This is a genomic window from Paracoccus stylophorae (genome assembly GCF_028553765.1).
Classification (GTDB): Bacteria; Pseudomonadota; Alphaproteobacteria; order Rhodobacterales; family Rhodobacteraceae; genus Paracoccus; species Paracoccus stylophorae.
The window spans coordinates 2,284,306-2,309,551 of record NZ_CP067134.1; the positions used below are offsets into that span (position 1 = coordinate 2,284,306).

The 25,246-nt window shown below is 64.8% G+C and carries 23 protein-coding genes and 1 pseudogene; 8 read left to right on the forward strand and 16 right to left on the reverse strand.

The genetic code is table 11. From position 1 onward, the window contains the following. Positions 1–2: 2 nt before the first annotated feature. The 5 genes and pseudogenes from JHW45_RS11230 to JHW45_RS11250 all read left to right on the forward strand — a co-directional run. Entirely contained in the window at positions 3–383 is a 381-nt protein-coding gene (locus JHW45_RS11230; protein ID WP_272857756.1) for a hypothetical protein, read from the forward strand. 74 nt (positions 384–457) lie between these two features. Then, positions 458–1,534 (forward strand): DUF2793 domain-containing protein, encoded by a 1,077-nt coding sequence (locus tag JHW45_RS11235; RefSeq protein ID WP_272857757.1) that lies wholly within the window; start codon positions 458–460, stop codon positions 1,532–1,534. Positions 1,535–1,546: 12 nt separating this feature from the next. Beyond that, positions 1,547–1,837: a DUF6127 family protein gene (locus tag JHW45_RS11240; RefSeq protein ID WP_272857758.1), complete on the forward strand. Its 291-nt coding sequence runs from the start codon at positions 1,547–1,549 to the stop codon at positions 1,835–1,837. A 73-nt stretch (positions 1,838–1,910) separates the two neighbouring features. After that, positions 1,911–2,585, forward strand: a complete 675-nt coding sequence (locus tag JHW45_RS11245) for a YcbK family protein (RefSeq protein WP_272857759.1) — start codon at positions 1,911–1,913, stop codon at positions 2,583–2,585. A gap of 23 nt (positions 2,586–2,608) precedes the next feature. Next, a pseudogene (locus JHW45_RS11250) lies at positions 2,609–3,187 on the forward strand (IS256 family transposase); the annotation flags it as partial. Positions 3,188–3,407: 220 nt separating this feature from the next. Here the strand turns inward: JHW45_RS11250 and htpX are convergent. The 11 genes from htpX to JHW45_RS11305 form a co-directional block, all read right to left on the reverse strand. Further along, positions 3,408–4,286: a protease HtpX gene (gene htpX / locus JHW45_RS11255; protein WP_272857760.1), complete on the reverse strand. Its 879-nt coding sequence runs from the start codon at positions 4,284–4,286 to the stop codon at positions 3,408–3,410. A gap of 3 nt (positions 4,287–4,289) precedes the next feature. Then, positions 4,290–4,874, reverse strand: coding sequence for a nucleotide exchange factor GrpE (locus tag JHW45_RS11260; protein WP_272857761.1), 585 nt, complete (start codon positions 4,872–4,874; stop codon positions 4,290–4,292). A 101-nt stretch (positions 4,875–4,975) separates the two neighbouring features. Continuing rightward, entirely contained in the window at positions 4,976–5,950 is a 975-nt protein-coding gene (locus JHW45_RS11265) for a YfdX family protein (protein WP_272857762.1), read from the reverse strand. A gap of 103 nt (positions 5,951–6,053) precedes the next feature. After that, a complete protein-coding gene (locus tag JHW45_RS11270; protein ID WP_272857763.1) occupies positions 6,054–6,563 on the reverse strand; it encodes an NADH dehydrogenase ubiquinone Fe-S protein 4 in 510 nt (169 codons plus the stop codon). Between the two features lie 29 nt (positions 6,564–6,592). Further along, positions 6,593–7,216, reverse strand: a complete 624-nt coding sequence (locus JHW45_RS11275) for an HdeD family acid-resistance protein (protein ID WP_272857764.1) — start codon at positions 7,214–7,216, stop codon at positions 6,593–6,595. Between the two features lie 13 nt (positions 7,217–7,229). Next, positions 7,230–8,459, reverse strand: a complete 1,230-nt coding sequence (locus JHW45_RS11280; RefSeq protein ID WP_272857765.1) for an HPF/RaiA family ribosome-associated protein — start codon at positions 8,457–8,459, stop codon at positions 7,230–7,232. 13 nt (positions 8,460–8,472) lie between these two features. Then, positions 8,473–11,376, reverse strand: coding sequence for an ATP-dependent Clp protease ATP-binding subunit (locus JHW45_RS11285; RefSeq protein WP_272857766.1), 2,904 nt, complete (start codon positions 11,374–11,376; stop codon positions 8,473–8,475). 108 nt (positions 11,377–11,484) lie between these two features. Beyond that, positions 11,485–11,967 carry an Hsp20/alpha crystallin family protein gene (locus JHW45_RS11290; protein ID WP_272857767.1) on the reverse strand — a complete coding sequence of 161 codons (483 nt, stop codon included), beginning with the start codon at positions 11,965–11,967 and terminating at the stop codon, positions 11,485–11,487. 42 nt (positions 11,968–12,009) lie between these two features. Then, the gene (locus JHW45_RS11295) at positions 12,010–12,414 is read right to left on the reverse strand and encodes an Hsp20/alpha crystallin family protein (RefSeq protein ID WP_272857768.1); all 405 of its coding nucleotides are present in this window, start codon (positions 12,412–12,414) and stop codon (positions 12,010–12,012) included. Positions 12,415–12,435: 21 nt separating this feature from the next. Continuing rightward, positions 12,436–12,876, reverse strand: coding sequence for an Hsp20/alpha crystallin family protein (locus tag JHW45_RS11300; protein ID WP_272857769.1), 441 nt, complete (start codon positions 12,874–12,876; stop codon positions 12,436–12,438). After that, positions 12,870–13,103 (reverse strand): hypothetical protein, encoded by a 234-nt coding sequence (locus JHW45_RS11305; RefSeq protein ID WP_272857770.1) that lies wholly within the window; start codon positions 13,101–13,103, stop codon positions 12,870–12,872. Before JHW45_RS11305 ends, JHW45_RS11300 begins: the two co-directional genes overlap by 7 nt. 135 nt (positions 13,104–13,238) lie before the next feature. On the opposite strand from JHW45_RS11305, the gene ftsH reads away from it, so the two are divergent. Then, positions 13,239–15,068 carry an ATP-dependent zinc metalloprotease FtsH gene (gene ftsH, locus JHW45_RS11310; protein WP_272857771.1) on the forward strand — a complete coding sequence of 610 codons (1,830 nt, stop codon included), beginning with the start codon at positions 13,239–13,241 and terminating at the stop codon, positions 15,066–15,068. An 8-nt stretch (positions 15,069–15,076) separates the two neighbouring features. Here the strand turns inward: ftsH and JHW45_RS11315 are convergent, their stop codons facing one another. The 3 genes from JHW45_RS11315 to JHW45_RS11325 all read right to left on the reverse strand — a co-directional run bounded on the left by JHW45_RS11315 (position 15,077) and on the right by JHW45_RS11325 (position 17,859). Beyond that, positions 15,077–16,333 carry an MFS transporter gene (locus JHW45_RS11315; RefSeq protein WP_272857772.1) on the reverse strand — a complete coding sequence of 419 codons (1,257 nt, stop codon included), beginning with the start codon at positions 16,331–16,333 and terminating at the stop codon, positions 15,077–15,079. A 132-nt stretch (positions 16,334–16,465) separates the two neighbouring features. Then, complete coding sequence (locus JHW45_RS11320; protein ID WP_272857773.1) at positions 16,466–17,449, reverse strand: zinc-dependent alcohol dehydrogenase family protein; 984 nt, start codon at positions 17,447–17,449, stop codon at positions 16,466–16,468. A 104-nt stretch (positions 17,450–17,553) separates the two neighbouring features. After that, positions 17,554–17,859, reverse strand: coding sequence for a hypothetical protein (locus tag JHW45_RS11325; protein WP_272857774.1), 306 nt, complete (start codon positions 17,857–17,859; stop codon positions 17,554–17,556). 632 nt (positions 17,860–18,491) lie between these two features. Here JHW45_RS11325 and JHW45_RS11330 point away from each other — a divergent pair. Together JHW45_RS11330 and JHW45_RS11335 are read left to right on the forward strand one after the other, a co-directional pair. After that, positions 18,492–18,755: a DUF6429 family protein gene (locus tag JHW45_RS11330; protein WP_272857775.1), complete on the forward strand. Its 264-nt coding sequence runs from the start codon at positions 18,492–18,494 to the stop codon at positions 18,753–18,755. After that, positions 18,752–19,138, forward strand: a complete 387-nt coding sequence (locus JHW45_RS11335; protein WP_272857776.1) for a hypothetical protein — start codon at positions 18,752–18,754, stop codon at positions 19,136–19,138. The genes JHW45_RS11330 and JHW45_RS11335 overlap by 4 nt, the downstream gene beginning before the upstream one ends. Before the next feature lie 46 nt (positions 19,139–19,184). On the opposite strand, the gene JHW45_RS11340 is transcribed toward JHW45_RS11335, so the two are convergent. Then, entirely contained in the window at positions 19,185–21,977 is a 2,793-nt protein-coding gene (locus JHW45_RS11340) for a BPTD_3080 family restriction endonuclease (RefSeq protein ID WP_272857777.1), read from the reverse strand. Positions 21,978–21,981: 4 nt separating this feature from the next. Next, positions 21,982–25,239: a site-specific DNA-methyltransferase gene (locus tag JHW45_RS11345; protein ID WP_272857778.1), complete on the reverse strand. Its 3,258-nt coding sequence runs from the start codon at positions 25,237–25,239 to the stop codon at positions 21,982–21,984. Between the last annotated feature and the right edge of the window lie 7 nt (positions 25,240–25,246).

The window sequence follows — 25,246 nt, forward strand, 5'->3', positions numbered from 1 at the left end:
TCATGCGCCCTGAAGATGAAGACCGTATAGCAGCCCAGCTTGCCAGAGTGATGGCCGTGGCCTGCGTGCGCAACACGCAGTTGGAGGCCCTGCATGCGGGCCGGACGCCCATCTCGCGCACCGGTGACGGCAGCGACGTCATCGTCCAAGATGCAGAAGGCAACCGCATTCCCTGGTCCGAGGTCTCTCGGATCGATGACGACGAGATGCGCGCGCTCATGCGCGAGATTGTCGATCGGCTCTACACCTTCCATCTGCGTATCGATGACCCGGCCTTCCGTGCCGAAATTGATCGCTGGGCCGCGATGACCGCGAAGTGGGACGCGGCGAAACCCGACCCAGTTCTGTCCGCGATTCCGGGGGAGACGCCCGAGCGCGGGTAGCTCGTCAGCACCACCGCCGCGCCACTGTTCGCCGCCTGCCATACAGGCGGCGTTCTTCGTTCTGGAGACCGCCCATGTCCGACGCCACGACCCATCTGCTGATGCCCTACATCCTGGCGGCGCAGGCCCAGAAGCACGTCACCCACAACGAGGCGCTGCGGATCCTCGACGGACTCGTCCAGCTCTCGGTGCTCGACCGCGGCCTGACGGCGCCGCCGGGCAGTCTCGCCGACGGCGACCGTTACATCGTTGGCTCGGGTGCCACCGGCGACTGGGCGGGCTGGGATCTGAACGTGGCGCTCTGGACCGACGGCGCGTGGCTGCGTCTGCCGCCGCGGACAGGTTGGCGGGCTTGGGTCGAGGACGAGGGGCTGCTGTTGGTCTACGACGGCGCGGGCTGGGTCGGCACCACGCCCACGGCACTGCAGAACCTCGCGCTGCTGGGCCTCGGCACGACGGCGGATGGGTCGAATCCGTTCTCGGCCAAGCTGAACGCCGCGCTCTGGACGGCAAAGACCGTGGCCGAGGGCGGCACCGGCGATCTGTTCTACACCATGAACAAGGAGGCTTCCGGCGACGATCTCGGCCTGACGCTGCAGACCGGCTTCGTGACCAAGGCGCTGGTTGGGCTGTTCGGCTCCGATCGGTTCCGCCTCGCGGTCTCGGCCGACGGCAGCACCTTCTTCGACGGGCTGAGCGTCGACAACGCCACCGGCATCGTCGACCAGCCCCGGCTGCCCCGCTTCAAGGCCTACACGAACTACGACAACTATGTCGGCGTCGGGGCCTGGACGAAGATCGGCCTGAACAACACCGACTACAACGATCAGGGGGCCTTCGACGCCGCGAACAACCACTTCGTGGCCCCGGCCGACGGCACCTACCTCTTCGGCGCCACGCTGCTTTACAAGGTCAACGCCAGCGCCACGGCCCGCATGCGCGGGCGGCTGGTCCTGAACGGCACCACCGAAATCCGCGGCTCCCTCGGCGAAATCTCAGCCACCCATGTCTCGCTCGCCACTGCCATTTGGCTGCAGACCATGGTGCCTCTGACTGCGGCCGATACCGTTGAGCTGCAGGGCTATTTCCGGGTCGCGGACGGGTATTTCGCCGCCGATCACACGTCCTTCTGGGGCACGAAAATCGGCTAAGGGAGGCGCGCCATGGCACCCCAAAGACCCGAAGACGGTTTCGTCCGCATGCCGGAGCACGAGTTCGAGGCGATCCTGACCCGCGCCGCCGAGGAAGGCGCGAAGCGGGCGCTGGCCGATGTCGGCCTCGATGGCGACGAGGCCGCGCTCGACATCCGCGACCTGCGATCCCTGGTGGATTGCATCCGGCTGGTGCGCCGCACCGCCATGCAGACCGCCGTCCGCATGATCACCACCGGCGTCATGCTGGCGCTGCTCGCCGGCATCGCCATCAAGCTCAAGATCTTCGGCGGCAGCCCGTAGCCGCGCCTCGTCTCCCATCATCATCGTGACCGCACCCGCCCTTGAGGCGGGTTTTTCTTTTTCGGAGGACCCCATGACCACGACCTTCCACGGCCATTGGCGCAACGTGCCTGAGGGCACCTGGCGCTGGCCGAACTTCAGCCCGGCCGAGATCGCATGCCGGGGCACCGGCAAGTTGCTCATCAACGAACCGGCGCTCGACAAGCTGCAAGCGCTGCGCGACCGGCTGGGCAAGCCGCTGATCGTGCGTTCCGCCTATCGCAGCCTCGAGCACAACCGCGCCGTGGGCGGCGCGACCCGCTCCAAGCACCTCGACGGCGCCGCCTTCGACATCGCCATGGCGAACCACGACCCGGTGGCATTCGAGGCCGCGGCGCGCGAGGTCGGGTTCCTCGGCTTCGGGTTCTACCCGCGATCGGGCTTCATCCATGTCGACCTGGGGCCCGCACGGCAGTGGGGCGATCGCTTCCCGGTCCGGGCGACGGCATTTGCAGCCGAGACGCCGCCCGCACGCGAAGTGCTTGCCGAGAGCCGCACCATGAGGGGCGGCGGGGCTGCCGGAGCGGCGACGCTCGGCGCAGCCGGGGTCGAGGTGGCGCAGAGCGTCCTGACCGAAACGCAGACCGCCATCCTGCCGCTCGTTCCGTACCTCGACATGCTGCGCTGGGTGTTCATCGCCGTGGCGCTCGGCGGGATAGCGGTCGCGATCTACGCGCGGCTCGATGACTGGAAACGGGGGCGGCGATGAGCGGCGGACTGCTCTGCGCGGTTGCCAAGTTTTGGCTGTCTGTGATGAACGAACTGAAGAACCGTGGAGTTCAGGACGTGCTGATCGCGGTCGTAGATGGACTGAAAGGCTTCCCGGAGGCCATTACAGCCGCTTTCCCGGACGCTGCAGTCCAGACCTGCATCGTGCATCTGGTGCGCCATTCTCTGAACTTCTGCGCCTGGAAGGATCGCAAGGCAGTGGCCGCCGATCTTCGCCTGATTTACGGCGCGCCGACCGCCGACCAAGCTGCTGCTGAGTTGGACGCCTTTGAGGAAAAATGGGCCAAGAAATACGCCTCGATTGCCCCGGCATGGCGGCGGGCGTGGCAGGAGGTGATCCCGTTCTTCGCATTCGATCCGGCAATCCGCAAGATCATCTACACCACGAATGCCATAGAAAGTTTGAACCGGGTAATCCGGAAATCGATCAAGACGCGCGGCTCATTCCCAACCGAGGAGGCCGCAACGAAGCTGATCTACCTGGCCATCCGCAACTTCGAGAAAGGAGGCCGGAATGTCCGAGAGTGGTTTGCCGCCCGCAATCAATTCGCTATCATGTTCGACGAACGCTTCAATGCGTGACCGTATCTGAAACCGCATGGGCCGGACCAGATACACAGACTTCATGACACTCCCTTGCAAACGCGCTGACCAATGTTGGTTGCCGCCAACTCGAGAGCGCCTCCACCTGCAGGGCATTTACCGTCTAAGGAACAGCTACTTCACCAGCGATTCTCCACCTTTCGGGACGCGGACATTGACGAAGGGCCGCACTTGACTGCCGGCTTCCAAAGCCATGACCTCACCTGCCACCTGCGCGCAACGCCGCGATGCGCGCGTCCAGCGGCGGGTGGCTGGCGAAGAGCGCCTGCACGCGACCGGCGCTGATGGCGAAGGCGCGCATCTCCTCGGGCAGCGGCGGTGCGTCCTGCGCGCGTTTCAGCCGTTCCAGCGCGGCGATCATGTTGGCGCGGCCGGCCAGCGCCGCGCCGCCGGCATCGGCGCGGTATTCGCGCCAGCGCGAGAACCACATCACGATGGCCATTGCGAGCACGCCCAGAACCATCTCCATGATCAGCGAGACGATCCAGAAGCCGGGGCCATAGCCGCGCTCGATCCGCAGCACCAGCCGGTCGAAGAGCAGCCCCACCAGCCGCGACAGGAAGATCACGAAGGTGTTCACCACACCCTGGATCAGCGCCAGCGTGACCATATCGCCATTGGCGGCGTGGCTGACCTCGTGGCCCAGCACCGCCTCGACCTCACCACGGCTCATGTGCCGCAAGAGCCCGGTGCTGACGGCGATCAGCGCGTCGTCGCGGTTCCAGCCGGTGGCGAAGGCGTTGGGCGAGGGATGATCGAAGATGCCGACCTCGGGCCGGCCGATCCCGGCGCGATCCGCCTGGGCATGGACGGTCTCCAATAACCAGCGTTCCGTGGCATCGCGCGGTCGGGCGATGACGTTAACCCCCATCGCCGCCTTGGCCATCGGTTTGGAAAGGAAAAGCGAGATCAGCGAGCCGGCGAAGCCGATCACCGCGGCAAAGATCAAGAGCGCCGTCAGGTTCAGATCGACGCCGTTCGCCTGCAGCATCCCTTCGATCCCCAGCAGCCGGAAGGCCGCCGAGAGAACCAGCAGGATCGCGAGGTTGGCGCCGAGATAGAGCCCCAGCCGCAGCATGGATCAGCCCTCCGCCTCTTTCGGCGGTGCCGCGCTGACGGTGACGCGGGCGGGGCGGATCAGGCGCTGGCCGATTGCGAAACCGGGCCGGTGCACAATGAGCACCTGTCCCGGCTCCGTCTCCTCGGTCTCCTGCATCTGCATCGCCTCGTGCAGGGCCGGGTCGAAGGCTGTCTTTTCGGGCGCGATGGTGCGCACCCCGAGCGCCTTCAGCCCGGTCTCGAAAGCGGTGCGGATGTTGCGCAGCCCTTCCAGATGCGCAACGATCCGGGGATCCTTGGCATCGGGGCTGTTCCTGGCGGCTTCGATTCCGAGCGCGAGCGCATCCAGCGCGGGGGCCAGCGCCTCGACGGCGATGGCGATACCGTGCTCGCGCCCCTCGATGCGGGCGGCATCGGCGCGCTTGCGCGCATTCTCGGCCTCCGCCAGCGCGCGTTTCCACTTGTCGGTCAGGCGGTCGATTTCTTCCTGCATGTCAGGCTCCGCCTCGGCGGGCGCCGCCTCTTCGGCCGGCGTGTCCGCCGGCGCGGCTGCCTCGTTCTCCGTGGCAGCGGCCGATATCCACTTGTACTTTTCGCTCTCACCCATCCTCCACTCCTTTCGTTGCACTACGTGATGGCGAGCGGGACGGCCGGTCCCGTCGAACGGCGGTCCCCGCGATACCGGCACCGCCCGTCATCTCACGATCCTCAATCGAAGATCCGCTGCTTCAGCCGGATGAAGCTGTCGCCGATCTTGTCGAAGATGCCACCGGTATCGTCGGCAAGGTCGATCTTCTCGTCCAGCTCGTTGAGATTGTCATGAAGCTCCTTGAAATCGTCCTTGTCGCCGTAGCCGAGCGCTTCGGCGATCTCGAGTTGCTGGCGTGCCGCCTCGACATATTCGCTCGGGCTCAGCGGTTCCGCCGTCGCGGCTTCCCCGCTTTTTTCGGCATCGGCAGAGGCGGTGTCGGTCGCTTCGGTTTCCGCCGCGGTGCCATCATCCGGGCCGAGCGCATCTTCGGCCGCGTCGATCAGCAACTGCGCCCGCAGAACGGGAAGCGCGATCGTGTCTTCGGTGATGACCACCGTGCTCAGCGCCGTGGCCAGCGTCTGTTTCGCCTGTTCGGTCTCGCCCCTGTCGATCTCGGCGGTGGCTTTCAGGATCGCGTCCGGATAGGTCGCGAGCGGCAGGTTGGCCGTCTCGACGACGATCTCGCTCGCGAAGTCCCGCATCAGCGGGCGAGCCTGCTGGAGCTTGCCGTCATCGACCAGCTCCTCGATCTGCTCACGAGCCTTTCTGATCGCGTCGACATTGCCCAGAAGATCGCGCTGGACAAGCTGGACATCGACCGGCGCCAGCGCAAGGTCGGGATCGCGGGCCACCACGCTTTGCAGCTTGCCGGTCGCGACTGCCAGCGCCTCGAGCGCGGCATCGCTGTCACCGTCGTCGAGTGCCTTCAGCGCCTCCTTGGTCTTGTCGAGCGCGCTCGTCGCGTCCTTGAGCAGGGTCTTGCGCTTCTCGTCGACCTTCGTCGTCGCCTCGTCCTGAACCGGCTCGCTGACGGCGGCATTGGTGTCGGATGTCGGCGGCTGCTCGTTGTCCTGCGCGAATGCCGGTGTCACGGTCAGCATCGTCGCCAGTGCCAAGGTGCTGACCGCTGCCTTTTTCGCCTGATCGAACATCGTTTCTCTCCTTTCATCTTGCTGCGTTCATCGGCCCGGTTGGGGGGGAAATATGCCGGTGGGCGCGCGGCCGGGCCGAGACGCCTGCGCGCGGCAATCTGGGTCATCGCCCGCCGATCGTCGTGCCCGTCCAGGCCGGCGGATCGGAGGCAGGGAAGGATTCGAGCGAGGCCAGAACCACCGGATCGGTCTCCTCCGTTGCGGGGGCGGGTTTGCGCGATCCGGTCTTTACGCGCGGCACCGGGCCGTCGAGCCGCTCGAGCGGGCGGAAGATCGGCTCCCGCACGCGGCGTGCCGAGTTCCGCTCGTCATCGCGGACGATGTAGTCCCAATCCATCCTCTCGGCATATTCCACCGCGCTTTCGCGATCGGGAAAGCTCAGCCGGATCGGTCGGTAGGGATCGCGCGTCGCGGTCCAGCCCATGAGCGGTTCGATTTCCGCCGCCTGCGCCGGCTCGAATTCTAGGATCCAGTGCCGCGGGCGCGGCCCCGACTGGGTGGCGCTGCGCGATGGTCGATAGATGATCGCCATCGGTACATCGGGCGAGCGCAACTCCATGCCAGGAATGCGCGGCCGGAATGGCGGGCGGTTATGTCCACGTCTGTCGAACATGATGATCTCCTTTCTCCAAACCGGCTCGTTCACGCCGCGGCGTCACTCGCGTTTCCCTTCGCCTTGCGAAGCCTGAGGCCCAGCAGGATCATGACGATTCCGAAGATCGCGGCGTAGATCGCCAGCACCCAGCCGAGCGCCAGCAGGCTCTGCGCGGGATAGACGAACAGGAACCAGACGACGAAAAGCCCCAGCAGAACAGAGACGATGCCCCCCAGGGCCAGCCAGACCTCGCCCTCGATCTCCTTGCGCAACCGGATCGCGGTCACGATCTCGGACACCCCCGAAAAGATCGACCAGAAGGCGATGCTGGCCCAGAGGAAGACCGCGAGCACGAATGTCGCGACAAAGGGCGTGATCAGGACCACGAGCCCCGTCAGAATGCCGAGCACGCCACTGAAAGCGAGCCAGCCCCAGCGTTCCTCGCGGCGCATGTGGCGCACCGCGGCGACAAGGCCGAAGACGCCATCGGCGAAGGCGAAGGCGCCGAAGACCAGCGTCAGCGCCAGGATGGCTTCTGCCGGCATCAGCCAGGCGAGAACCGCGATGACAAGGGCGAGGACGCCGCGCAGGACAAAGGCCCACCAGTTCTCGGACAGGCTGCACAGGAATTCTTCCACGGGGTTTTGCGGGTTTGCATTTGTCGTTGTCATTTTCCGTCTCCTTTCAGTGACCGGCATGCGCGGGCGTGTTCGGTGCATCATGGGAGGGGCCATCGCGGTCTGCGGCCAACGCCGCCGCGATCCGGTCGCGGTCCTCCAGTGGCTGCGGGATCTGCGCAGTGTGCGCCGGCGCGTCCGCCAGCGTGGCCGCTACGCTGTCCGGCGCATGACCGGCCTCCACCAGGCGCTGGTGCAGGAAGGCGCGGGCGGCCTCGTCGATCCGCGCCACCTCTTCTGCGGAAATATCCAGAACCGCGGCCGTCTGCTCCGATGTTTCGTCCTCTATATGGATCTGCTGGACGACCTTGCGCCAGAGGGCGGGCAGATCGGCCAGCGCCCGGTGCAGCGCCAGCGCCGCCTCGCGCCGCGCCATCCAGGTCTCGGCCTCCTCGCCGTCCTCGTCGGCCACCAGATCCTCGAGCAGGAGCAGATCGTCGGGCTGGTAGAAATCAAACATCTCCTGATCCGCCGCGGTCGGGTCGCCGATCGGCTCGTCCGGCACCTCGTCCAGCGGTGTCACATCGTCGGGAATGGCGCGGCGGGCGGCGCGGGCCTCGGCCTCGATCGTCCGGTAAGTCAGCCGGGTCAGCCAGTCGCCGACCGAGAATTCGGTCGGGCGCTCCTCGAAGCGGTCGAGCCCGCTCAGGATCGTGGCATCGACGAGGCCGCGCACGCTCAGGCGGCCCGCGGGCACGGCGTCGCTCGCTTCGAGATAGGTAAGCTCGCGCCTGACCGTGTTGTAGAGATGATCGAGATGGTCCTCGATCAGATCGAAATAGAGCGCGCGCCGGTCCGCCTCGGCGCGGTCCCGTGCGGGCGGCAGAAGCCCCCCGATCCGCGCGCGCCGCGCCGGGCGTTTCCATTCCGGCTCGCGCCTCAGTTTCGACAGATGCCGGTCGAGACGGCGTGTGAGCGCCGCAAAGGGCTTGCGCAGGACCGGCTCGATCTCGAAGCCTTCGTGTCGCGCGGCGAGCACGCCGGAGGGCAGGGCCAGCCTCAGATCGGCGCGGATGCGCGTCTTGCCCCGCGTCTGGGACACCGTGACCTCGAGTCGCACCAGATCGGGGCGGAACCGCGCCAGCCGCTTCTCCAGCAACGCGGCCTCGTGGCGGATCACCTCGGGGCCGCGGTGCCGGCCGTGGGAATCGAGATTGCGAAAAGCCGTGGTCACGTTCATCTGGTTACCCTCCTGCGCCGTGTCCTCGCCGGGGATGCGGGACCATGCGTCCAGCATGCCCGGCTCGGGGTCATGTCGCGGCGTCGGCGCCTCCCTTGTCCGCCTCGTCGCTGGCCGCGGGCTTTCCGGGCTTGGCCTCGGCATCCGCGGCGGCGTCACCCTCGCCCGAATCCTCGGGCGTCTTCGCCGCGCCATCGCCGCCATCGGGTTTTTCGGGCGGGGCCGTCTCGGCCTCATCCGTCGCTTGCGCGTCATCGGTCTCGGTCGCCTCCAGCTTCTCGAAGGCGATCTTCTGGTCCTCGGCCGACCACGCCACGCGGACCCGGTCGCCGTCCTCGACCGAGCCGGAGAGCATCGCGCGGGCCAGTTCCGTCTCCAGATCCGAACGGATCAGGCGGCGCAGCTCGCGGGCGCCGAACTCGGGCTGGAAGCCCACGGCGGCGAAATGGTCGGTGACCGACTCCTCGAACTCCAGCTGCACCCCTTGCGTCATGGCCGTGTGCGCCACACGCGCCAGTTGCAGTCCGACGATCTCGCGGATCTCCGTCCGGTTCAGCGAGTGGAAGACGATGATCTCGTCGATCCGGTTGAGGAATTCCGGCCGGAAGTGGTTGCGCAAAACCTCCATCAGTTCGGCGTGCTGCTTGGCCTCGTCGAACTCCTTGGTGCCGCGCTTCTTCAGGTTGCGCTGGATGATGTCCGAGCCGAGGTTCGAGGTCGCGATGATGATCGTGTGGGTGAAATCCACCACCCGCCCCTTGCCGTCGGTGAGCCGGCCGTCGTCGAAAACCTGAAGCAGGATGTTGTAGACGTCCCCGTGCGCCTTCTCGATCTCGTCGAGCAGCACCACCGAATAGGGCCTGCGGCGCACACGCTCGGTCAGTTGCCCGCCCTCGTCATAGCCGACATAGCCCGGCGGCGCGCCAACCAGCCGCGCGACGGTGTGGCGCTCGGCGTATTCCGACATGTCGATGCGGATCATCGCGTCCTCGTCGCCATAGACGGTCTCTGCCAGCGCCTTGGCCAGCTCGGTCTTGCCGACGCCGGTGGGGCCGAGGAAGAGGAAAGTGGCCGTGGGGGCCGAGCCTTCGCGCAGCCCGGCGCGCGCCAGCCGCACCGCGTCGGCGACCGAGGCGATGGCCTCGTTCTGGCCGATGACGCGCTCGTGCAGGCGCTCCTCCAGTTTCAAAAGCTTCTCGCGCTCCTCACTGGTGAGTTCAGTCACCGGGATGCCGGTCAGCTTCGAGACGATCTGCGCGATATGATCGGTGCGGACCTCGGCGCTGGCCGAGGCACGGTCGCGCTTCCAGGTCTCAAGCAGCGCGTCGAGTTCGGTCTGCTTTTCCTCGAGCTCCTGCTTGAGTTCCGCCGCGCGGTCGAACTGCTTGCGCGCGGCTGCGTAATCCTGCTCGCGCTGGATTTGCTTCACCTCCGCTTCAAGCTCCTGCACATCCACAGGCCGCGCCGTGGCGCTGATCTTCACCCGCGCGGCGGCCTGGTCGATCAGGTCGATGGCCTTGTCGGGCATGAAGCGCCCCGAGATGTAGCGGTCGGAAAGCTCCGCCGCCGCCACGATCGCCTCGTCGGTGATCGTCACCTTGTGGTGACTCTCCAGCGTGTCGCGCAGGCCGCGCAGGATCATGATGGTCTGCGCCACGGTCGGTTCGTCCACATAGACCGGCTGGAACCGCCGCTCCAGCGCCGCGTCCTTCTCGATATGCTTCTGGTATTCGTTGAGCGTGGTCGCGCCGATCAGGTTCAACTCGCCCCGCGCCAGTGCAGGTTTGAAGGTATTGGCCACATCGAGCCCGCCTTCGCCGCCGCCCTGGCCCGCGCCCATGATAGTGTGAAGCTCGTCGATGAAGAGGACAAGTTCGTCCTTGTTGGCCTCGATCTCCTTCAGCACCTTCTGGATGCGTTCCTCGAATTCGCCGCGATACTTGGACCCGGCAACCATCGAGTTGATGTTGAGCTCCACCAGCCGCTTGTCGCGCAGGGCTTCAGGCACCTCGCCCGCGACGATGCGCTGTGCGAGGCCCTCGATGATCGCCGTCTTCCCGACGCCCGGCTCGCCGATCAGAACCGGGTTGTTCTTCTTGCGCCGGGCCAGAACCTCGATCGTCGTCTCGATCTCCCGCGCGCGCCCGATCACGGGGTCGAGCTTGCCGTCGCGGGCAAGTTTGGTCAGGTCGCGGGAAAACTCGTCCAGATCGGGCGTGTTCGAGGGCGTCTCGACCCGGCCCTCCTCGGCGCCGCGGCCGACTACCTTCGTCACTTGTTGGCGCAGCGCCTGCGGCGTCAGGCCCAGCTTGCGCAGGATGTCGGCGGCCAGGCCTTCGCCTTCTTCGGCCAGCCCGATCAGCAGGTGTTCGGGACCGACATAGGAATGGCCAAGTTCATTCGAGGCAATGAAGGCGCGGTTGAGCGCGTCCTTCAGCCTCGGGCTGACGCCGATCTCGCCTTCCTGGGCGGCTTCGCCCTTCGGCGCCTCCTTGTCGATCTGGCGACGCAGGTCGTCCACGTCGATCTTGACCTGGTCGAGCAGCGTCTTGACCACGTCGCTGTGACAGAGCGCGAAGAGCAGATGCTCGGTATCCACCTCGGAGCGGCCCATCTCGCCCGCCTTCTGCGCGGCCTCCTGCAACAGCTTGTTGCCCTGTTCGCTCAGCCGGTCGGCGATGCTGGCCCCGCCCTGGCCGCGCCTGCTGCCGCGGTTGACGGGGATGCGCTGGCCCTCGCTCTCGCCAAAGCGCCTCTCCATGCCGCCGAACGGGCTGTCGCCGAAGAACTCGTCAAGTAGAGAGCTGCCTCCGAAGAGCGATTCGAGCGGCGACCCCGACCGCCGCTGCTGACGCGCCAGCTTGCGATAATCCTCGTCGCAAAGCTCCATCATCTGGCGTTCGCCATTCACCGAGACCTGCGCCCGGAACGAGGCCGGGCGGCGTTTGCAGATATCACAGATTCCGTTTGCCATTTTCGTTTCCTCCTCGGGCGTTGATCGGATCAGCATGAAATCGACTAACGAATGAGGGCGTTGGTCCGGCCCTCAGGGCAGGCACGGGCCACGCGGCCCGTGCCGGGATCAGGCGGACTTCACCGCGATGCGCTTGACGCGGGCCTTGGCCTCTTCGGTCTTGGGCAAAGTGACGGTCAGCACGCCGCGCTTGAACTCGGCCTCTGCCTTTTCAGGGTCGACGCCCGGCGGTACCGGGATCATCCGGTGGAAGCTGCGCCGCGACTGCGAGGTGAAGCCGTCCTTGTCGGTCTTCTCCTCGCGCTCGCCGCGGATCGTCAGCATATCGTCGGTGACATTGACCTCGATGTCGTTTTCGTCGAGGCCCGGCAGGTCGACCGAGACCAGCATCGCCTCGTCGGTTTCCGAGATGTCGGTGCGCGGACCGCCTGCGGTCATGCCGCCGAACGGGTTGTCGAACCGGCCCCAGAAATCCTCGAAGACGCGGTTCAGGTCGCGCTGGAGCGACATCATCGGATTGTCGTCGTCCTGCCGGCGGTCCGAAACCTGGTTGCGGTCCCGGCCCCAGGGAATGAGATCGCTGAATGCCATGGTTGTTCCTCCTTTCGTTTCGCACGTTCGGCCCAGGCCGTCTCAGGCGGCCTTGACCTTGATCTGCTTCGGTTTGGCGACCTCGCTCTTCTTGAGGGTCAGCGTGAGCACGCCGTCGCGGTGGCTGGCCTCGATGCCGCCCGCGTCGATCGTGTCGGGCAGGCTGAAGGCCCGCTCGAACGTGCCGGGGGCGTATTCGGCATATATCCGGCGATAGCCGTCGGGCACCGGCGCCTGGATCACCCCCCGCACCGTCAACGCACGGTTCTCGACCGAGACATCGACGGTATCCGGCGCCACGCCGGGCATGTCGATGACCAGCGTCACCGCGTCATCCTTCTCGAAGATGTCGGTCGCCGGGCGATAGACCGGCCCGCTCATCTCGCGCTCATCACGCTCGCCGGTGCGGGCGACGTCGCCGCCAGTGGTTTTCAGTTCCTGTGCCATGTCTTTCCTCCTTTCCGTTGATCAGGCCGCCTTAACCGAGATCTTGCGCGGCCGTTCCGCATCGGGGCGACCCATCTCGATCTCGAGCACGCCGTTCCTGGCGCGCGCCTCGACCTTGTCGGGGTCCACACGCAGCGGCAGACGGATCGAGCGCGAGAATTCGCCCGTCGGGCGCTCGCGGCGATGCCAGGCGGCATCCTCGTCGTCAGTCGAGGGGTTGCGTTTGCCGGCGATGATCAGGGTGTTTTCTCGCACGGTCAGGTCGATGTCGTCGGTGGTCACGCCCGGAATCTCGGCGGTGACCACAACGCTGTCATCGCCCAGCCACATGTTGACCGGCGGCCAGGCGCCGTCGCTGGCGGTGCGCGGGGAACCTTCGAACATGCGGTTCATCTGCGACTGCAGCTGGCGCAGTTCCGCGAAGGGATCCCACTGGGTTCCTGGATATCCGATATTCAGCATTGTCTCCTCCTTCTTTTCCATCCCGAATGAATCCGCTCGCCCGCGAAATGGCGCGGACGCTCGGGGCTTGCGGGATTGTCGCGAAAGAAGGAGAAAGGATCGAAGACGATCCGGCACGAAGACGCATGGCGACCACGTGTTTCGATTCGCAAGGCCAGTTGCTGCGCCTCGCGGTCGATGACGGGATGATGCGCTGCCGCTGGCACACGCACCGGTTGCGCCACCATCTTCGGGACCCTCTTAGCGGCATCCCGCGCCAGTGAGTTGGGAATGCTGCATTTTGTTGTCAAGAGGGGAGGTGTCATTTTATCGTCAGAAGGGAAGGCGCGAAGGCGAAGCGCAACCGGAGAAGGAAAGCGCGGATGGACAAGAAGACACAGATCAACATCTGGTATGTATTCCTCGCCATCTTCGGCGTCGTGCTGCTGCGCGATCTCTGGGTCCAGACCCAGACCATCGAGTCCATCCCCTACAGCCAGTTCGAGAGCTATCTGGACGAGGGCCAGATCGACGAGATCGTTGTCGGCAGCAACACGATCCGCGGCACCTTCAAGAGCCCGCAGGACGGCAAGACCGGTTTCGTGACTGCCACCGTGCCGCCGGACATGGCGGCCCGGCTCGAAGGCCACGACGTCACCTTCACCGGCGCGGTCGAGAACACGTGGTTCACCACGCTTCTGTCCTGGGTGCTGCCGGCGCTGGTCTTCGTCGGCATCTGGATCTTCTTCATCCGCAAGTTCGCCGAGAAGCAGGGCATGGGCGGCTTCATGTCGATCGGCAAGAGCCGCGCCAAGATCTATGTCGAAAGCGACACCAAGGTCAGTTTCGACGATGTTGCCGGCGTCGACGAGGCCAAGCAGGAACTGGAGGAGATCGTAGAGTTCCTGAAGGATCCCGAACATTACGGCGGGCTCGGTGCGCGCATGCCCAAGGGCGTTCTGCTGGTCGGCCCGCCGGGCACCGGCAAGACGCTGCTGGCCCGCGCCGTGGCGGGCGAGGCGGGGGTGCCGTTCTATTCCATCTCGGGCTCGGAATTCGTCGAGATGTTCGTTGGCGTCGGCGCGGCGCGCGTGCGCGACCTCTTCGAGCAGGCAAGGAAAGCCGCCCCGGCGATCATCTTCGTGGACGAACTGGACGCTTTGGGCCGTTCGCGCTCGGCCGGCCAGACGCCGGGTGGACACGATGAACGCGAGCAGACGCTGAACCAGCTTCTGACCGAACTGGACGGGTTCGATCCGTCCGAGGGCGTGGTGCTGCTGGCCGCCACCAACCGGCCCGAAATCCTCGACCCGGCGCTTCTGCGGGCGGGCCGCTTCGACCGGCAGGTGCTGGTGGACCGGCCCGACCGCGCCGGGCGGGTGCAGATCCTCAAGGTGCACATGAAGAAGATCAAGGTGGCCGACAGCGTCGATCCCGACCAGATCGCGGCGCTCACGACCGGGTTCTCCGGAGCGGATCTTGCCAATCTGGTCAACGAGGCGGCGCTGATGGCCACCCGGCGCAAGGCGCAAAAGGTCGAGATGCAGGATTTCACCCAGGCCGTCGAACGCATCGTCGCCGGGCTGGAAAAGAAGAACCGCCGCCTCAACGAGCGCGAGCGCGAGATCGTGGCGCATCACGAGATGGGCCATGCCATCGTCGGCATGGCACTGCCGGGGGTCGACGAGGTGCACAAGGTCTCGATCATCCCGCGCGGCATCGGCGCGCTCGGCTACACCATCCAGCGCCCCACCGAAGATCGCTACCTGATGACCCGCGAGGAACTGGAGAACAAGATCGCCGTGCTGCTGGGCGGGCGGGCGGCGGAAAAGATCATCTATGACCATCTCTCCACCGGCGCCTCGGACGACCTAGCCCGCGCCACCGACATCGCGCGTTCGATGGTGGCGCGCTACGGCATGGACGAAGACCTCGGCCATGTCAGCTATGACAGCGACCGCCCGACCTTCCTCGGCCAGACCGAGCAAGGCTCGTGGCTCAATCGCCGCTACAGCGACGCCACCGCCGAGCGGATGGACCACGCAGTGAAGGAGGTGATCGACACGATCTTCGAACGCACGGTCGCGCTCTTGCAGGACAACCGCGTGCTGCTGGAAAAGAGCGCCGCCGAGCTGCTGGAACGCGAGACGCTGGAGGATGCCGATCTGAAACGCATCAAGGCCGAGGTGGTGTGCCCCGCCGAGGCCGCCTGACGGGCACGTCAGCGCGGCGCGGCCTCGCCCTCGGCCCGGTCGGGACCGTGCTCGTGCAGGGGCAGGACGGCATGGCTGGTGCTGGGTGTGGCCACATAGCTCTGCTTGGCGCTTGCATCGGTCTTTTCCCGCTGCCGGATGCGTAGGGCATCGAAGGCCGCGAAGAGGCCCAGCACCGCGCCGACGAAGGCAAACAGGCCCGAAGGCCCGATCTGTCCCATGATCAGGCTGGCGGCGAAAGGTCCGACGGCTGATCCCACCCCGTAGACCAGCACGAACGCGCTTGCCGCGGCGATCAACTCGCTCTCCGCGATCCGGTCGTTCACCTCCGCCAGGCAGATCGAATAGAGCGGCATCAACGCCCCTCCCAACAGGAAAGCGAGAAGGATCGCCGAAAATTCGCCCCCTTGCGCCAGTGTCCCGCCGAACAGGACCGCCACGACGGCCCCCGCCACGCTGCTCCCGAAGATGATGACGCGCCGATCCATCAGGTCCGACAGCCATCCCAGGGGCCATTGGAACGCCAGCGCGCCGATCAGCGCCGCCGACAGGATGGTGCCGGTCTGCGCGTCGCTGAAACCAGATTGCTGGCTGGCCACAGGCCCCATGCCGAAGAACGCGCCGACCGCCACGCCCATCACGAAGGCGCCGCTGAGTGCCGTCGGCGAAATCGCCAGCAGGCGCCGGAGGCCGACGCGCGTGGCCAGCACGACGCCCGGATCGCCCGCCCGGCTGAGCGTGATCGGCACCAGCGCCAGCGACAGGCAGATCGACACCAGCGCAAAAAGCACGAAGCCCGAGACCGGCGCCAGCGCCACCATCGGCTGGCTGATCGCCCAGGCGGCGTACATGACGATCGAATAGATCGCGAGAACCCGCCCGCGCCAGCTTGCTTCGGCCGAGGCATTCAGCCAGCTCTCCACCACGATGATCATGCCAGCGTAGCAGGCTCCCTGCAGCACCCGCAGCAGGATCCAGACGCCGGGCGAGACGAAGATCGCGAAACACAGCGCGAAGGCGGAGCCGGCCGAGGCGAAGGCCGCGAAGGCGCGGATATGCCCCACCCGCTGGATGACGCGCGGCGCATGGACCGAGGCCAGCACGAAGCCCACGAAATAGGCGGACATCATCACGCCCACGGTTTCCTCGGCATAGCCCTCGACGCCGGCGCGCAGGCCGATCAGCGTCTGTTGAAGGCCATTTCCGAGGACGAGAAACGCGACGCTGGCGAGAATGGCCATGTATCGAAGGGGAATTCGTGCCATTGCGCGCACCTGTTTCGAAACGAAATCAACCAGTATCGCCTACTCGTGCTGGATGCGTCAAAACGCGAAGGATCACGCGAGTAACCGAGTTTCCTTTCTGCGAAATCTACGACCGCTGCCGCGTGCCCGCAATCACGGTATGAGCACCGCCGCGCCCTGCAATCTCCCCTCTCGCAGATCGGCGAGAGCCTCGTTCGCACGCTCGAGTGGATAGCTCACGACTTCGGTCTTCACGCCGGCATCCGCGGCCAGCGGAAAGAACTCGTCGCCGTCTGCCCGGGTCAGGTTGGCGACCGAGAGAATCGCGCGTTCCTCCCAGAGATCGGCATAGGGAAAGCCCGGAATGTCGGTCATGTGGATGCCGCCGCAGACCACCCGCCCGCCCTTGCGGACGCCTTTCAGCGCGGTGGGAACCAGTTCGCCGACCGGCGCGAAGATGATCGCCGCATCGAACGGCGCCGGTGCCCGCTCCGACGATCCACCGGCCCAGGCGGCGCCGAGGCGGCGGGCGAAGTCCTGTGCCGCCGTGTCGCCGTCGCGGGTGAAGGCGTAAACCTCGATCCGCCGATGCCGCGCGATCTGGCACAGAATATGCGCTGCCGCGCCGAAGCCGTAGATCGCAAGGCGCGACACGTCACCTGCGAGCCTGAGGCTGCGATAGCCGATGAGACCAGCGCAAAGCAGCGGCACCAGCGCGGCAGCCTCGGTCCGCTCGGGTAAGGGAAAGACGAAACGCGCGTCCGCGACGCAATATTCGGCATAGCCGCCATCGATCGTGTAGCCGGTGAAGCCCGGTGCGTCGCAGAGGTTTTCGCGGGCAGAGGCGCAATAATCGCACTTGCCGCAGGTATGGCCGAGCCAAGGCACTCCGACGCGTTGGCCGCGCCGCAGGTTCGAAACGGCGTTGCCCGTCTCCTCGACGCGCCCGACGATCTCGTGGCCCGGGATCAACGGAAGCGCCGGATCTTTCAGATCGCCGTCGACGACGTGAAGATCCGTGCGGCAGACGCCACAAGCCTCGATACGAACCAGAACCTGGTCGGCTTTCGGAGCGGGAATCTTCACATTCCGAAGGTCGAGTTCCGGCTTGCTTCCGTCGAAAACCATCGCCCGCATGCCATTGGCCTTTTTCGTGGTGTAACACGTTTCGCGATGGCGACTGCACTTGAAACTGCCTCAAATCGTACTGACCAAGCCCATGTCGGACCTGGCGGGACGATCTAACCGGTCAGCAGAAGAACCCGCATTTCAACCTCGCGCTGCCGCTGCTGTTTCTCAAGACGCTGTCGCGCCCGTTCCAGCTTGGCGCGCACCAGCAGGAGTCGCTGCAATGCTTCTTCGCGTCTTTCATAGCTGCGCCTGACCCTCGATCCGGGATCACCAACGGTCGCGATTTTCGACCGCTGGCTGGCAGGAAACCATGATTGCGCATCACGCTGAGCCAAGGTCCAAGCGCGGTCAGCCTCGAGATAGCGTCGGTACGATGATATCAGCACCCAGCGTTGTACTCGAAGATCGCCCTGCATGACGAACTCCTTCTCGATAGTTTGCGCGCCCAACCAAAGTAGCAAGAATGATGCGCAACTCAAGCGCGACCGTTCCGTCGCACCGAATGCGTGCTTCAGGTGAATAGCGCCGTGGCGGACGGGTCCGTGCTGTTCTGCAAGAAGCTGTCACGGCCGCAGTTCATCCGTTTCGCTACCAGTCGCGACTGGTAGCGAATAATTGTTCAAACATCATTGTAATCAGATATGACAATGGCTTAGGTGTCAGAGAACGTTCGACCCCGGTCCCATCCCCTCCGCCACTTGCCCTCGCGAAAGCGTTCTCTCAATCCGGCGGCGGCCGGATTTTTCCGTTGTTTTCGAGGGTTATGTCGGAAGGGCTTTGCACTGGCGTCCTCGCCAAAGCAGCCGGGCACGTTCTCTAAGAGCCCATATTCTCCGGACCTCTCGACTGCGCCCATTTAGTCTATAGCCCCTAACCATTTGAAAGTATAGGGATAGTCCCCTGCTCCACCTAAACTCTTCGATGTCAGTGGCACTTGTGGAAAGGAACAGAAATCCAACTCTTTCCCTCCCCCTCCAGTCGCGCAAGCCCCTTCCGCCATTGAGAATTTCCGGAGACGACGCCATCCTGTCGGTGAAGGAGCCCATACATGGCGGAACCGGACCTCGACACCGGCAAGCTCGACGACGCGGCGCTGGCGATCCTCAGCCTGACGCTCCATGACGGCAATCGAGTCTGGAAAGGGATCGACTGGTCGATCACCGACCGGCTGCACGCCAAGGGGCTTATCCACGATCCCATCGGCAAGGCGAAATCGCTGGCCCTGACGGAAGTCGGACTGGCCCGAGCGGAGGCGGCTCTCGCCGAATTGTTCGTGAAGCGGTCGAACGATCCAAAGAGGTCCGAACCATGAAACCGGCCGACGAAGAACGCATCGCTGCCCGGCTGGCGAAACTGATGGCGATGATCTGTGTGCGCAACACGGGGATCGAGGAATTGCACGCGGGGACTGTCCCGGTCACCCACACGGGCGACTATTCGGACGTGTTCATCACCGATGCCGACGGCCGCCAGATTCCATGGTCTGACGCGTCCCATCTCGACGACGACCAGATGCGAAACCTGATGCGACAGATCGTCGACCGGCTCTACACCTTTCACCTCAAGGCTGACGACGCGGGGTTCCGAGACCACCTCGACCGTTGGCTTGCCGTCGCCGAACGATGGGACGAACCGAAGCTGGATGAGGCCTCTCTTGCGACTATCGCCGGCGGGGAAGCCAAACCGCCGAGATAGCCATTCGCGGTCAGGTCAGGCCTCGACGGATGGTCGCCGGATCCCATTATGCAACGGGTTCCACAACGGCGGAGTGCTTTGTGACAATGTCCTGAATTTCCGAGGGCTTGAATGCGACATCCCATGCCCAGTGGCCGAAGCCGCCCGCAGCGTTGACCGCCTTCACCCACTCGTTCAACGCGTCCCGCTTGGCCTTGTTCTGGGGGCTGTCGGTGCCCTTGATCTCAAGCGCCAGAATGATGCCGCTGGCAAGACGCACGAGGAAATCCGGAACATACCGGCGCCGTGAACCGGCCCACATGTAATAGATCTGGAAGCCGAGATGATCGTTCTTGGCATAGGCGATGACGTCTTCGCGCTTCTCGAAGATGTTGGCGGCATGTCCCTCCCAGGACGAATCCCCGACGAGATGGCTGATATGCGACTTGGTGGTCGGAAAGCAGGGCTTGGTGGTGTACCAGGTCCGCATCTGGCCGGTGGCGCCGATCGGGTTTTCCTCGTCGAACACCGGCGTCAGGCGCTCCGTGTTCTGCTCGGTCACGTTGCTCAGCACATGCTGAACGACAAGGTCGATGTTGAGTGCGATCAGAATCCGCCGCCGAAGCGGGTCAGAGTGGAACAGCGACGGGATGTCGAGGCGGTCGGAGTTGAGGAACGCCTCGACGATCCTGACCAGCTGCGCCGCGAGATACTCATGGCTACCCGAAAAGCCGTGGCTGAGTTCGGCGAAGGCCTTCCGTGCTGCCTGAAAGACGAGACGTTGCAGGCGGAAGCCGTCTGGCAGCTTCTCGAGGTCGATGGCTGTCACCTTGCCCATATCGGTCGCGCCGCCGAGCGCAGGAGCCAATTCCGCGCTGATCGGCGTGCTGGCAGGGTCGAGCACGAGCGGCGCTACCTTGCACCAGTCCATGGTCAGCTGCGGTCTCACGACCGTTTCAACCCGCAGCACGTTCGGCCAGCGAAGTTCCAAATGAGCCCGCTCGGGCACGACTTCGATCTGGGTGGTCGGCTTGGGAGGCGGCGGAGCTTCCCCGCCTTCGCCAGTTTCCGAAATGGAAAGCGGCACACCGAAGACGTTGACGTATTCGGGCAGGAAAAGACCATTCTCGTCCGTGTCATAGGACACCCGACGCAATCCGCGCCCGACGACCTGTTCGCAGAGCAGCTGGGAGGTGAACGCCCGGAGACCCATGATGTGCGTGACGTTTTTGGCGTCCCATCCCTCCGACAGCATCGCAACCGATATCACGTTCTGCAGATCCTGTCCGGCCGCTCCCCGCTTCCCGACGTTGTCCACGATCTCACGCAGCAGTTCTTCCTTCTTCAGGGCGCGGAACTGCTGGCGGCGGGTCTCGGGGATGGTCGCAGCGTCGATGATTGCCTTCAGCCGCGCCTCGTAGTCTTTGTCGGAGGTCGCGGTCTCGCCGATCTCAGCCTTCTCCAGCACCTTGGAATCGACCCGGAGCGTTCGGGTCGGTGCGTGCAATTCGGGCCAGTGCGCATCGCCCTTGTTGAAATAGGTCTCGATGCGGGCTGCGGTTTCGGTGCGGTTGCAGACCGTCAGCATGACCGGCGGAGAATGATGCCCGGCCTCCTGCCATTGCGCCCGGGTCTCCCGCCAGTCGGCGCCGAGCAGCGTATAGGCGTCCTGGACCAGCTTTGGCAGCGCCTCATGCGCTTCGGCCTTGCGGTTCAGGTCTTCGGAAACGGTCGGATCGCGGTAGATGTGGTAGAGCTTGGAACGCAGCGTCTTGGCGTCCGGAACCGCATCGTCGCGGACAACGACGCGCGGTGTCTTCACCAGCCCGGCCTCGATCGCGTCGTTCAGGCCGAAATCCGAGATGATCCAGTCGAACAGAGCCGTATCGGTGCTCTTCTTGCCAGTCGGCGCGAAGGGCGTGGCCGAGAGGTCGAAGCAGCGCTGGATGCGCCGGGTTTTGTGGATGCGGTCGAGGCCTTCGATCCAGCGCGTCGCCTCGTCAAGGTCGATGCCATGCTCCTCGGCATGCTTCTTGCTGATCTTCACCTCGGGCGGTTTGCGATAGGCGTGGTGCGCCTCGTCGTTGATGACGATGATATCCTTGTGCGCCGCCAGCTTGCCCAGCACGCGCCGCGTGAAGGCCTCGTCGGACTCGCGCCCTTTCTTCACCACGGATCGCTCCGCTTCCTTCAGCGGCATCAGCGTGTGCCAGTTCTCGATCAGCACCTCAGCCTGGTTCAGCTTCTGGCGCAGGGCCTCGGACGGGCAAAGGTTGAACTCGTCATAGTAGCTGCCCTCGCTGGGCAGCAGCACCTGCAGCCGTTCCTTCACGGTCAGCCCCGGTGCCACGATGAACACGGCGCGGCTGAAATCCTTGTTCCGCTTCGGATAGGTTAGCGCGTTCAGCACCTGCCAGGTGATGATCATCGCCATCACCGTGGTCTTGCCCGCGCCCGTCGCCATCTTGTTGCAGAGCCTCTCCCACACACCGCCATCGCCGGGGATCGCGATGCCCTGCTTGTAGGCCTCGGCGCCTTCGACCCACCATATCAGCGTCTCGATGGCCTCGAGCTGGCAGAAATAGAATGGATGCTGCCGCGCCTCACGGTCGTGCCAGTGCTCCAGCAGCTTGCGGGTAACGATGGTCACGCCGGGCCAACCGTCGTCGCGCCACTGATCCACGCGGGTGCGGATCGTGTTCACCAGATCAAGCACCTCGGTGCGCTTAGTGTTGTTGCGCGCGTCAAAAACCTCATAGCTCGCAGGCCGCCGTTCTGGCTTGATCTCCAGATTTCCGCCCTTGGCCTCGACCCAATGCTGCGCCGGACAGACGAAGGGCGAATTGATGATGAGGGACATGGGCTTATCCCTCCAGCGGCATGATCTTGAGCGACTCGATCCCGCGGTCGTCCACGATCTTGACCGCGATCCGCCGGTTGTCGCCCGCCTCGAAGGGCAGCGAGACGGTGCCGTGGAACTGCTCCAGCAGGTCTTCGTCCAGCTCTGCCCTCACGGTCTTGCGCAGGCGGTTCCAGCCGCCCTTTGCATCCGCCATCGGGAAGAACACCTGGTGCGGCATCAGCGAGCGGTTGTCGTAGTCCACGTCCAGCGACCACATCGCGATCTGCGTCTTGCCGCCGGACACGAGGTCACCCGCCTTCGGGTCGAAATAGTCAAAGCCGTTGACCTCGACCTCCCACAGCCCGTCCTTGCGCTTACGCAGCTCCACGTCCGGCTGGCCCATCAGCCAGAAGGACTGGTTCGAGGCGCGCTTCTTCTTCAGATCCTCGGTCAGCAGGTCGGTGTTCATCTGTGCCTTGAGCAGCGTGACCCCCGGCCAGTTCACCTCGTCGATGTCCTTCGCGGCCTCGGGGTCGAAGGTGAAGGCGCAGAACAGGATGAATTTCGGCGACGGGCGCAGGGTCTCGGCCTCGGTCAGCGCCAGTTCCACCTGCCGCTGCTCCAGCGCCGCGTGCTCGGGGCCGAAGCTGACGACGACGCGCTCGCCCGTCTCTGCCAGCGACCCGCTGGCATGGATGTACTTCAACCCCGGCAGCGTCTCGAACTCGGCGAAGCGGAGCATGGCGCCGCCCTTGCCGCGCACGCCGGTCTTGAGCAGTTCGTCGCGCCACAGCGCCTGGCGGGAGGTCTCGCCGGAGCGGGCGACGGTCTCGTCGGCTTCCTGCGGCGGCATGCTCTCGTCCAGCGATAGGACGGTCGGCGCCGGCACCGCCTCGACCGAGAACGGCCCGCAGATGCGCAGCTTGGACTTGTCGATGCGCGGCTTGTCGTAGAGCGTCTCCTGTTCGGCATGGTCGGCGATGGACTGGTCCATGCGGCGCTGCATCGCCTGCCGGGCGGCGTGGAAGGCATCGAAAGCGGCGCGGGCGGGTTCGGGCCAGTTGTCGGGCCAGTCGAAGGGCACCTCCCATTCGTGCAGGCTGTCGCCCCTGGCGAAGTCCACCGGCTTGCCCTTGCGCGCTCCTTGAGCTGGTTTGAGCGGCTTCGGCGGGGCCTTTGCCAGCGCGGCGTTGAGGTCGGCCAGTGCCGCCGCGATCTTCGGGTGATCTTCCTCGTAAATCGTGTCGATGTCGGGATTGTTGGCGATGCTTTTCAGCGTGATATGCGGCACGGTTTCATAGTCGAAGCCACCGCCCAGCCCGTCCTGCGGATGGCGCAGGGCGTAATAGTCAAAGCTGGCGGTCATCAGCCGCTGCTTGGCCAGCGTGATCGCCACGCGGGATGTGTCGCAGGTGATCCAGCGCCGCCCCCATTTCTCGGCGACGAAGGCGGTGGTGCCGGAGCCGCAGGTCGGATCGAGCACCAGATCGCCGGGATCGGTGGTCATCAACATGCAGCGTTCTATGACCTTGGCACCTGTTCGAACGACGTAGTAGCGACTCTCGGCAAAGCCACCCGTCACCGTGTCGTCCCAGAGATTGGTGATCTTGAACCAAGGAAAGTCCGTAGCAAAACGGCGATATGCGAGTGTTTTCCCGTAGGCTTCCATGCGCTCGGAGCGAAACAGACGCGGCATACCAGTCGCTAAAGACGTTTTCCAACCACCGGGAAAGGGAGAGAAACTCTGACCTAAGAAATCGAACGGATTAGCAGCTTCCCCTGAAGATGACGTAGAAGTCAGATTGTCGCGCCGATAGACGGTCGCGCCTTCGGGCAATGCGCTCCAATCCTGACCTTCGGGCTTGGTCATGCGGCGATGCTCACCATGTTCATCGCGAACATAGTTGTAGTTTACCCACCCTTCACCGCCACGCGTCAGGTAGAGCTGCCGGTATTTGACGCGCTGAATGTCCTTTGCATACCAAACGATATAGTCGTTGGTTGCAGCAAGGACGTTCGTTCCGCCTGTTGGGCTACCGGCGCCAGTTGTCTTCTTGAACGTGATTACACTGACAAGATTTTTAGGGCCGAATACCTCATCCATCAACTCTCGGACGTGGTGCAAATTCTCATCCGAAATCTGCACGAATACCGACCCCCTCTCGGTCAAAAGTTCCCGCGCCAGCATCAGCCGGTCGCGCAGATAGGTGAGGTAGGAGTGGATGCCGAGTTCCCAAGTGTCACGGAACGCCTTGATCATCTCGGGTTCCTGGGTCAGGTCGGCGTCCGAGCGGTCCTTCACGTCGCGCTTGTTCGTGAAGGGCTGGAAGTTCGACCCGTATTTGATGCCATAAGGCGGGTCGATGTAGATCATCTGAACCTTGCCGCCCATGCTCTCCTTGGTCAGGAGCGAGTTCATCACCAGCAGGCTGTCTCCGGCCACAAGCCGGTTCGACCAGCCCTTTTCGTGGTGGTAGAAATCCAGCGCCTGGCGCAGCGGCAGGTTCTCGAACGGCGCCGCGAACAGGTCCGGCTGCCGCCATTGCGTCGCCGAGTCCGTGCCCTTCATCCGCTTGGCTGCATTGGCAAGGATCGTCGCCGGGTCCACCCGTTCATGGACATGGAGCGAGACGGTATCGACCTCAACGCTCGTCCGCTCCGCCTTGCCCGTCCAGTTCAGATAGGGCGCCTGCAGCCGCTTCAGCTCCTGCAGCGCGTCCCTCATCCGCTCCGGATCCTCGCTGGCCAGCGCATCGTCGATGAGCCGTTCGATCCCCGCCCGCGCGCTGTCGAAGTTCAGCACCGGGTCCAGATGCGGGTCATAGGCCCAGACCGTATTGTCGCCATCGGGATCGGTGCCGGCATGGACCATCCCGACCTCGGGGTTGTTCACCCGCGTCTCGCCATGGCGGTAGCTCAGCACCTGCACCGGCCCGTCCGGCCTGCGGGTGGCCTTCTTCTTGCCGGCGGCCCGTCGCTGGCGCGGCGCGCCTTCCTCGGTGAAGGTCAGTTCGAACCCGTCATCCTCGTCGTCGCCACCCTCGTCCAGGTCGTCTTCACCCTCGTCGTCCAGATCGTCGGCGATACGGAAGATCGACCCGCCACGCTCCCTTCCACGCCCCAGCACGCCCTCATCGATCAGCGCATCGCGCGCGGCGATGTAGTCGTCGTCGCCAAGTTCGGGCATCTGCTCGCGCAGCAGCGCCAGCATGGCCCCATTGCCGATGGAAGAACCGTCTTCGGGTGTCAGGGTCAGGATCAGGTCGGAAATGTCGGACATGGGGCCA

Coding starts and splice junctions, on each gene's coding strand:
- JHW45_RS11230 (WP_272857756.1), top strand. CDS start 3: ATGCGCCCTGAAGATGAAGACCGTATAGCAGCCCAGCTTGCCAGAGTG.
- JHW45_RS11235 (WP_272857757.1), top strand. CDS start 458: ATGTCCGACGCCACGACCCATCTGCTGATGCCCTACATCCTGGCGGCG.
- JHW45_RS11240 (WP_272857758.1), top strand. CDS start 1,547: ATGGCACCCCAAAGACCCGAAGACGGTTTCGTCCGCATGCCGGAGCAC.
- JHW45_RS11245 (WP_272857759.1), top strand. CDS start 1,911: ATGACCACGACCTTCCACGGCCATTGGCGCAACGTGCCTGAGGGCACC.
- htpX (WP_272857760.1), bottom strand. CDS start 4,286: ATGCTGCGGCTGGGGCTCTATCTCGGCGCCAACCTCGCGATCCTGCTG.
- JHW45_RS11260 (WP_272857761.1), bottom strand. CDS start 4,874: ATGGGTGAGAGCGAAAAGTACAAGTGGATATCGGCCGCTGCCACGGAG.
- JHW45_RS11265 (WP_272857762.1), bottom strand. CDS start 5,950: ATGTTCGATCAGGCGAAAAAGGCAGCGGTCAGCACCTTGGCACTGGCG.
- JHW45_RS11270 (WP_272857763.1), bottom strand. CDS start 6,563: ATGTTCGACAGACGTGGACATAACCGCCCGCCATTCCGGCCGCGCATT.
- JHW45_RS11275 (WP_272857764.1), bottom strand. CDS start 7,216: ATGACAACGACAAATGCAAACCCGCAAAACCCCGTGGAAGAATTCCTG.
- JHW45_RS11280 (WP_272857765.1), bottom strand. CDS start 8,459: ATGCTGGACGCATGGTCCCGCATCCCCGGCGAGGACACGGCGCAGGAG.
- JHW45_RS11285 (WP_272857766.1), bottom strand. CDS start 11,376: ATGGCAAACGGAATCTGTGATATCTGCAAACGCCGCCCGGCCTCGTTC.
- JHW45_RS11290 (WP_272857767.1), bottom strand. CDS start 11,967: ATGGCATTCAGCGATCTCATTCCCTGGGGCCGGGACCGCAACCAGGTT.
- JHW45_RS11295 (WP_272857768.1), bottom strand. CDS start 12,414: ATGGCACAGGAACTGAAAACCACTGGCGGCGACGTCGCCCGCACCGGC.
- JHW45_RS11300 (WP_272857769.1), bottom strand. CDS start 12,876: ATGCTGAATATCGGATATCCAGGAACCCAGTGGGATCCCTTCGCGGAA.
- JHW45_RS11305 (WP_272857770.1), bottom strand. CDS start 13,103: ATGGTGGCGCAACCGGTGCGTGTGCCAGCGGCAGCGCATCATCCCGTC.
- ftsH (WP_272857771.1), top strand. CDS start 13,239: ATGGACAAGAAGACACAGATCAACATCTGGTATGTATTCCTCGCCATC.
- JHW45_RS11315 (WP_272857772.1), bottom strand. CDS start 16,333: ATGGCACGAATTCCCCTTCGATACATGGCCATTCTCGCCAGCGTCGCG.
- JHW45_RS11320 (WP_272857773.1), bottom strand. CDS start 17,449: ATGCGGGCGATGGTTTTCGACGGAAGCAAGCCGGAACTCGACCTTCGG.
- JHW45_RS11325 (WP_272857774.1), bottom strand. CDS start 17,859: ATGCAGGGCGATCTTCGAGTACAACGCTGGGTGCTGATATCATCGTAC.
- JHW45_RS11330 (WP_272857775.1), top strand. CDS start 18,492: ATGGCGGAACCGGACCTCGACACCGGCAAGCTCGACGACGCGGCGCTG.
- JHW45_RS11335 (WP_272857776.1), top strand. CDS start 18,752: ATGAAACCGGCCGACGAAGAACGCATCGCTGCCCGGCTGGCGAAACTG.
- JHW45_RS11340 (WP_272857777.1), bottom strand. CDS start 21,977: ATGTCCCTCATCATCAATTCGCCCTTCGTCTGTCCGGCGCAGCATTGG.
- JHW45_RS11345 (WP_272857778.1), bottom strand. CDS start 25,239: ATGTCCGACATTTCCGACCTGATCCTGACCCTGACACCCGAAGACGGT.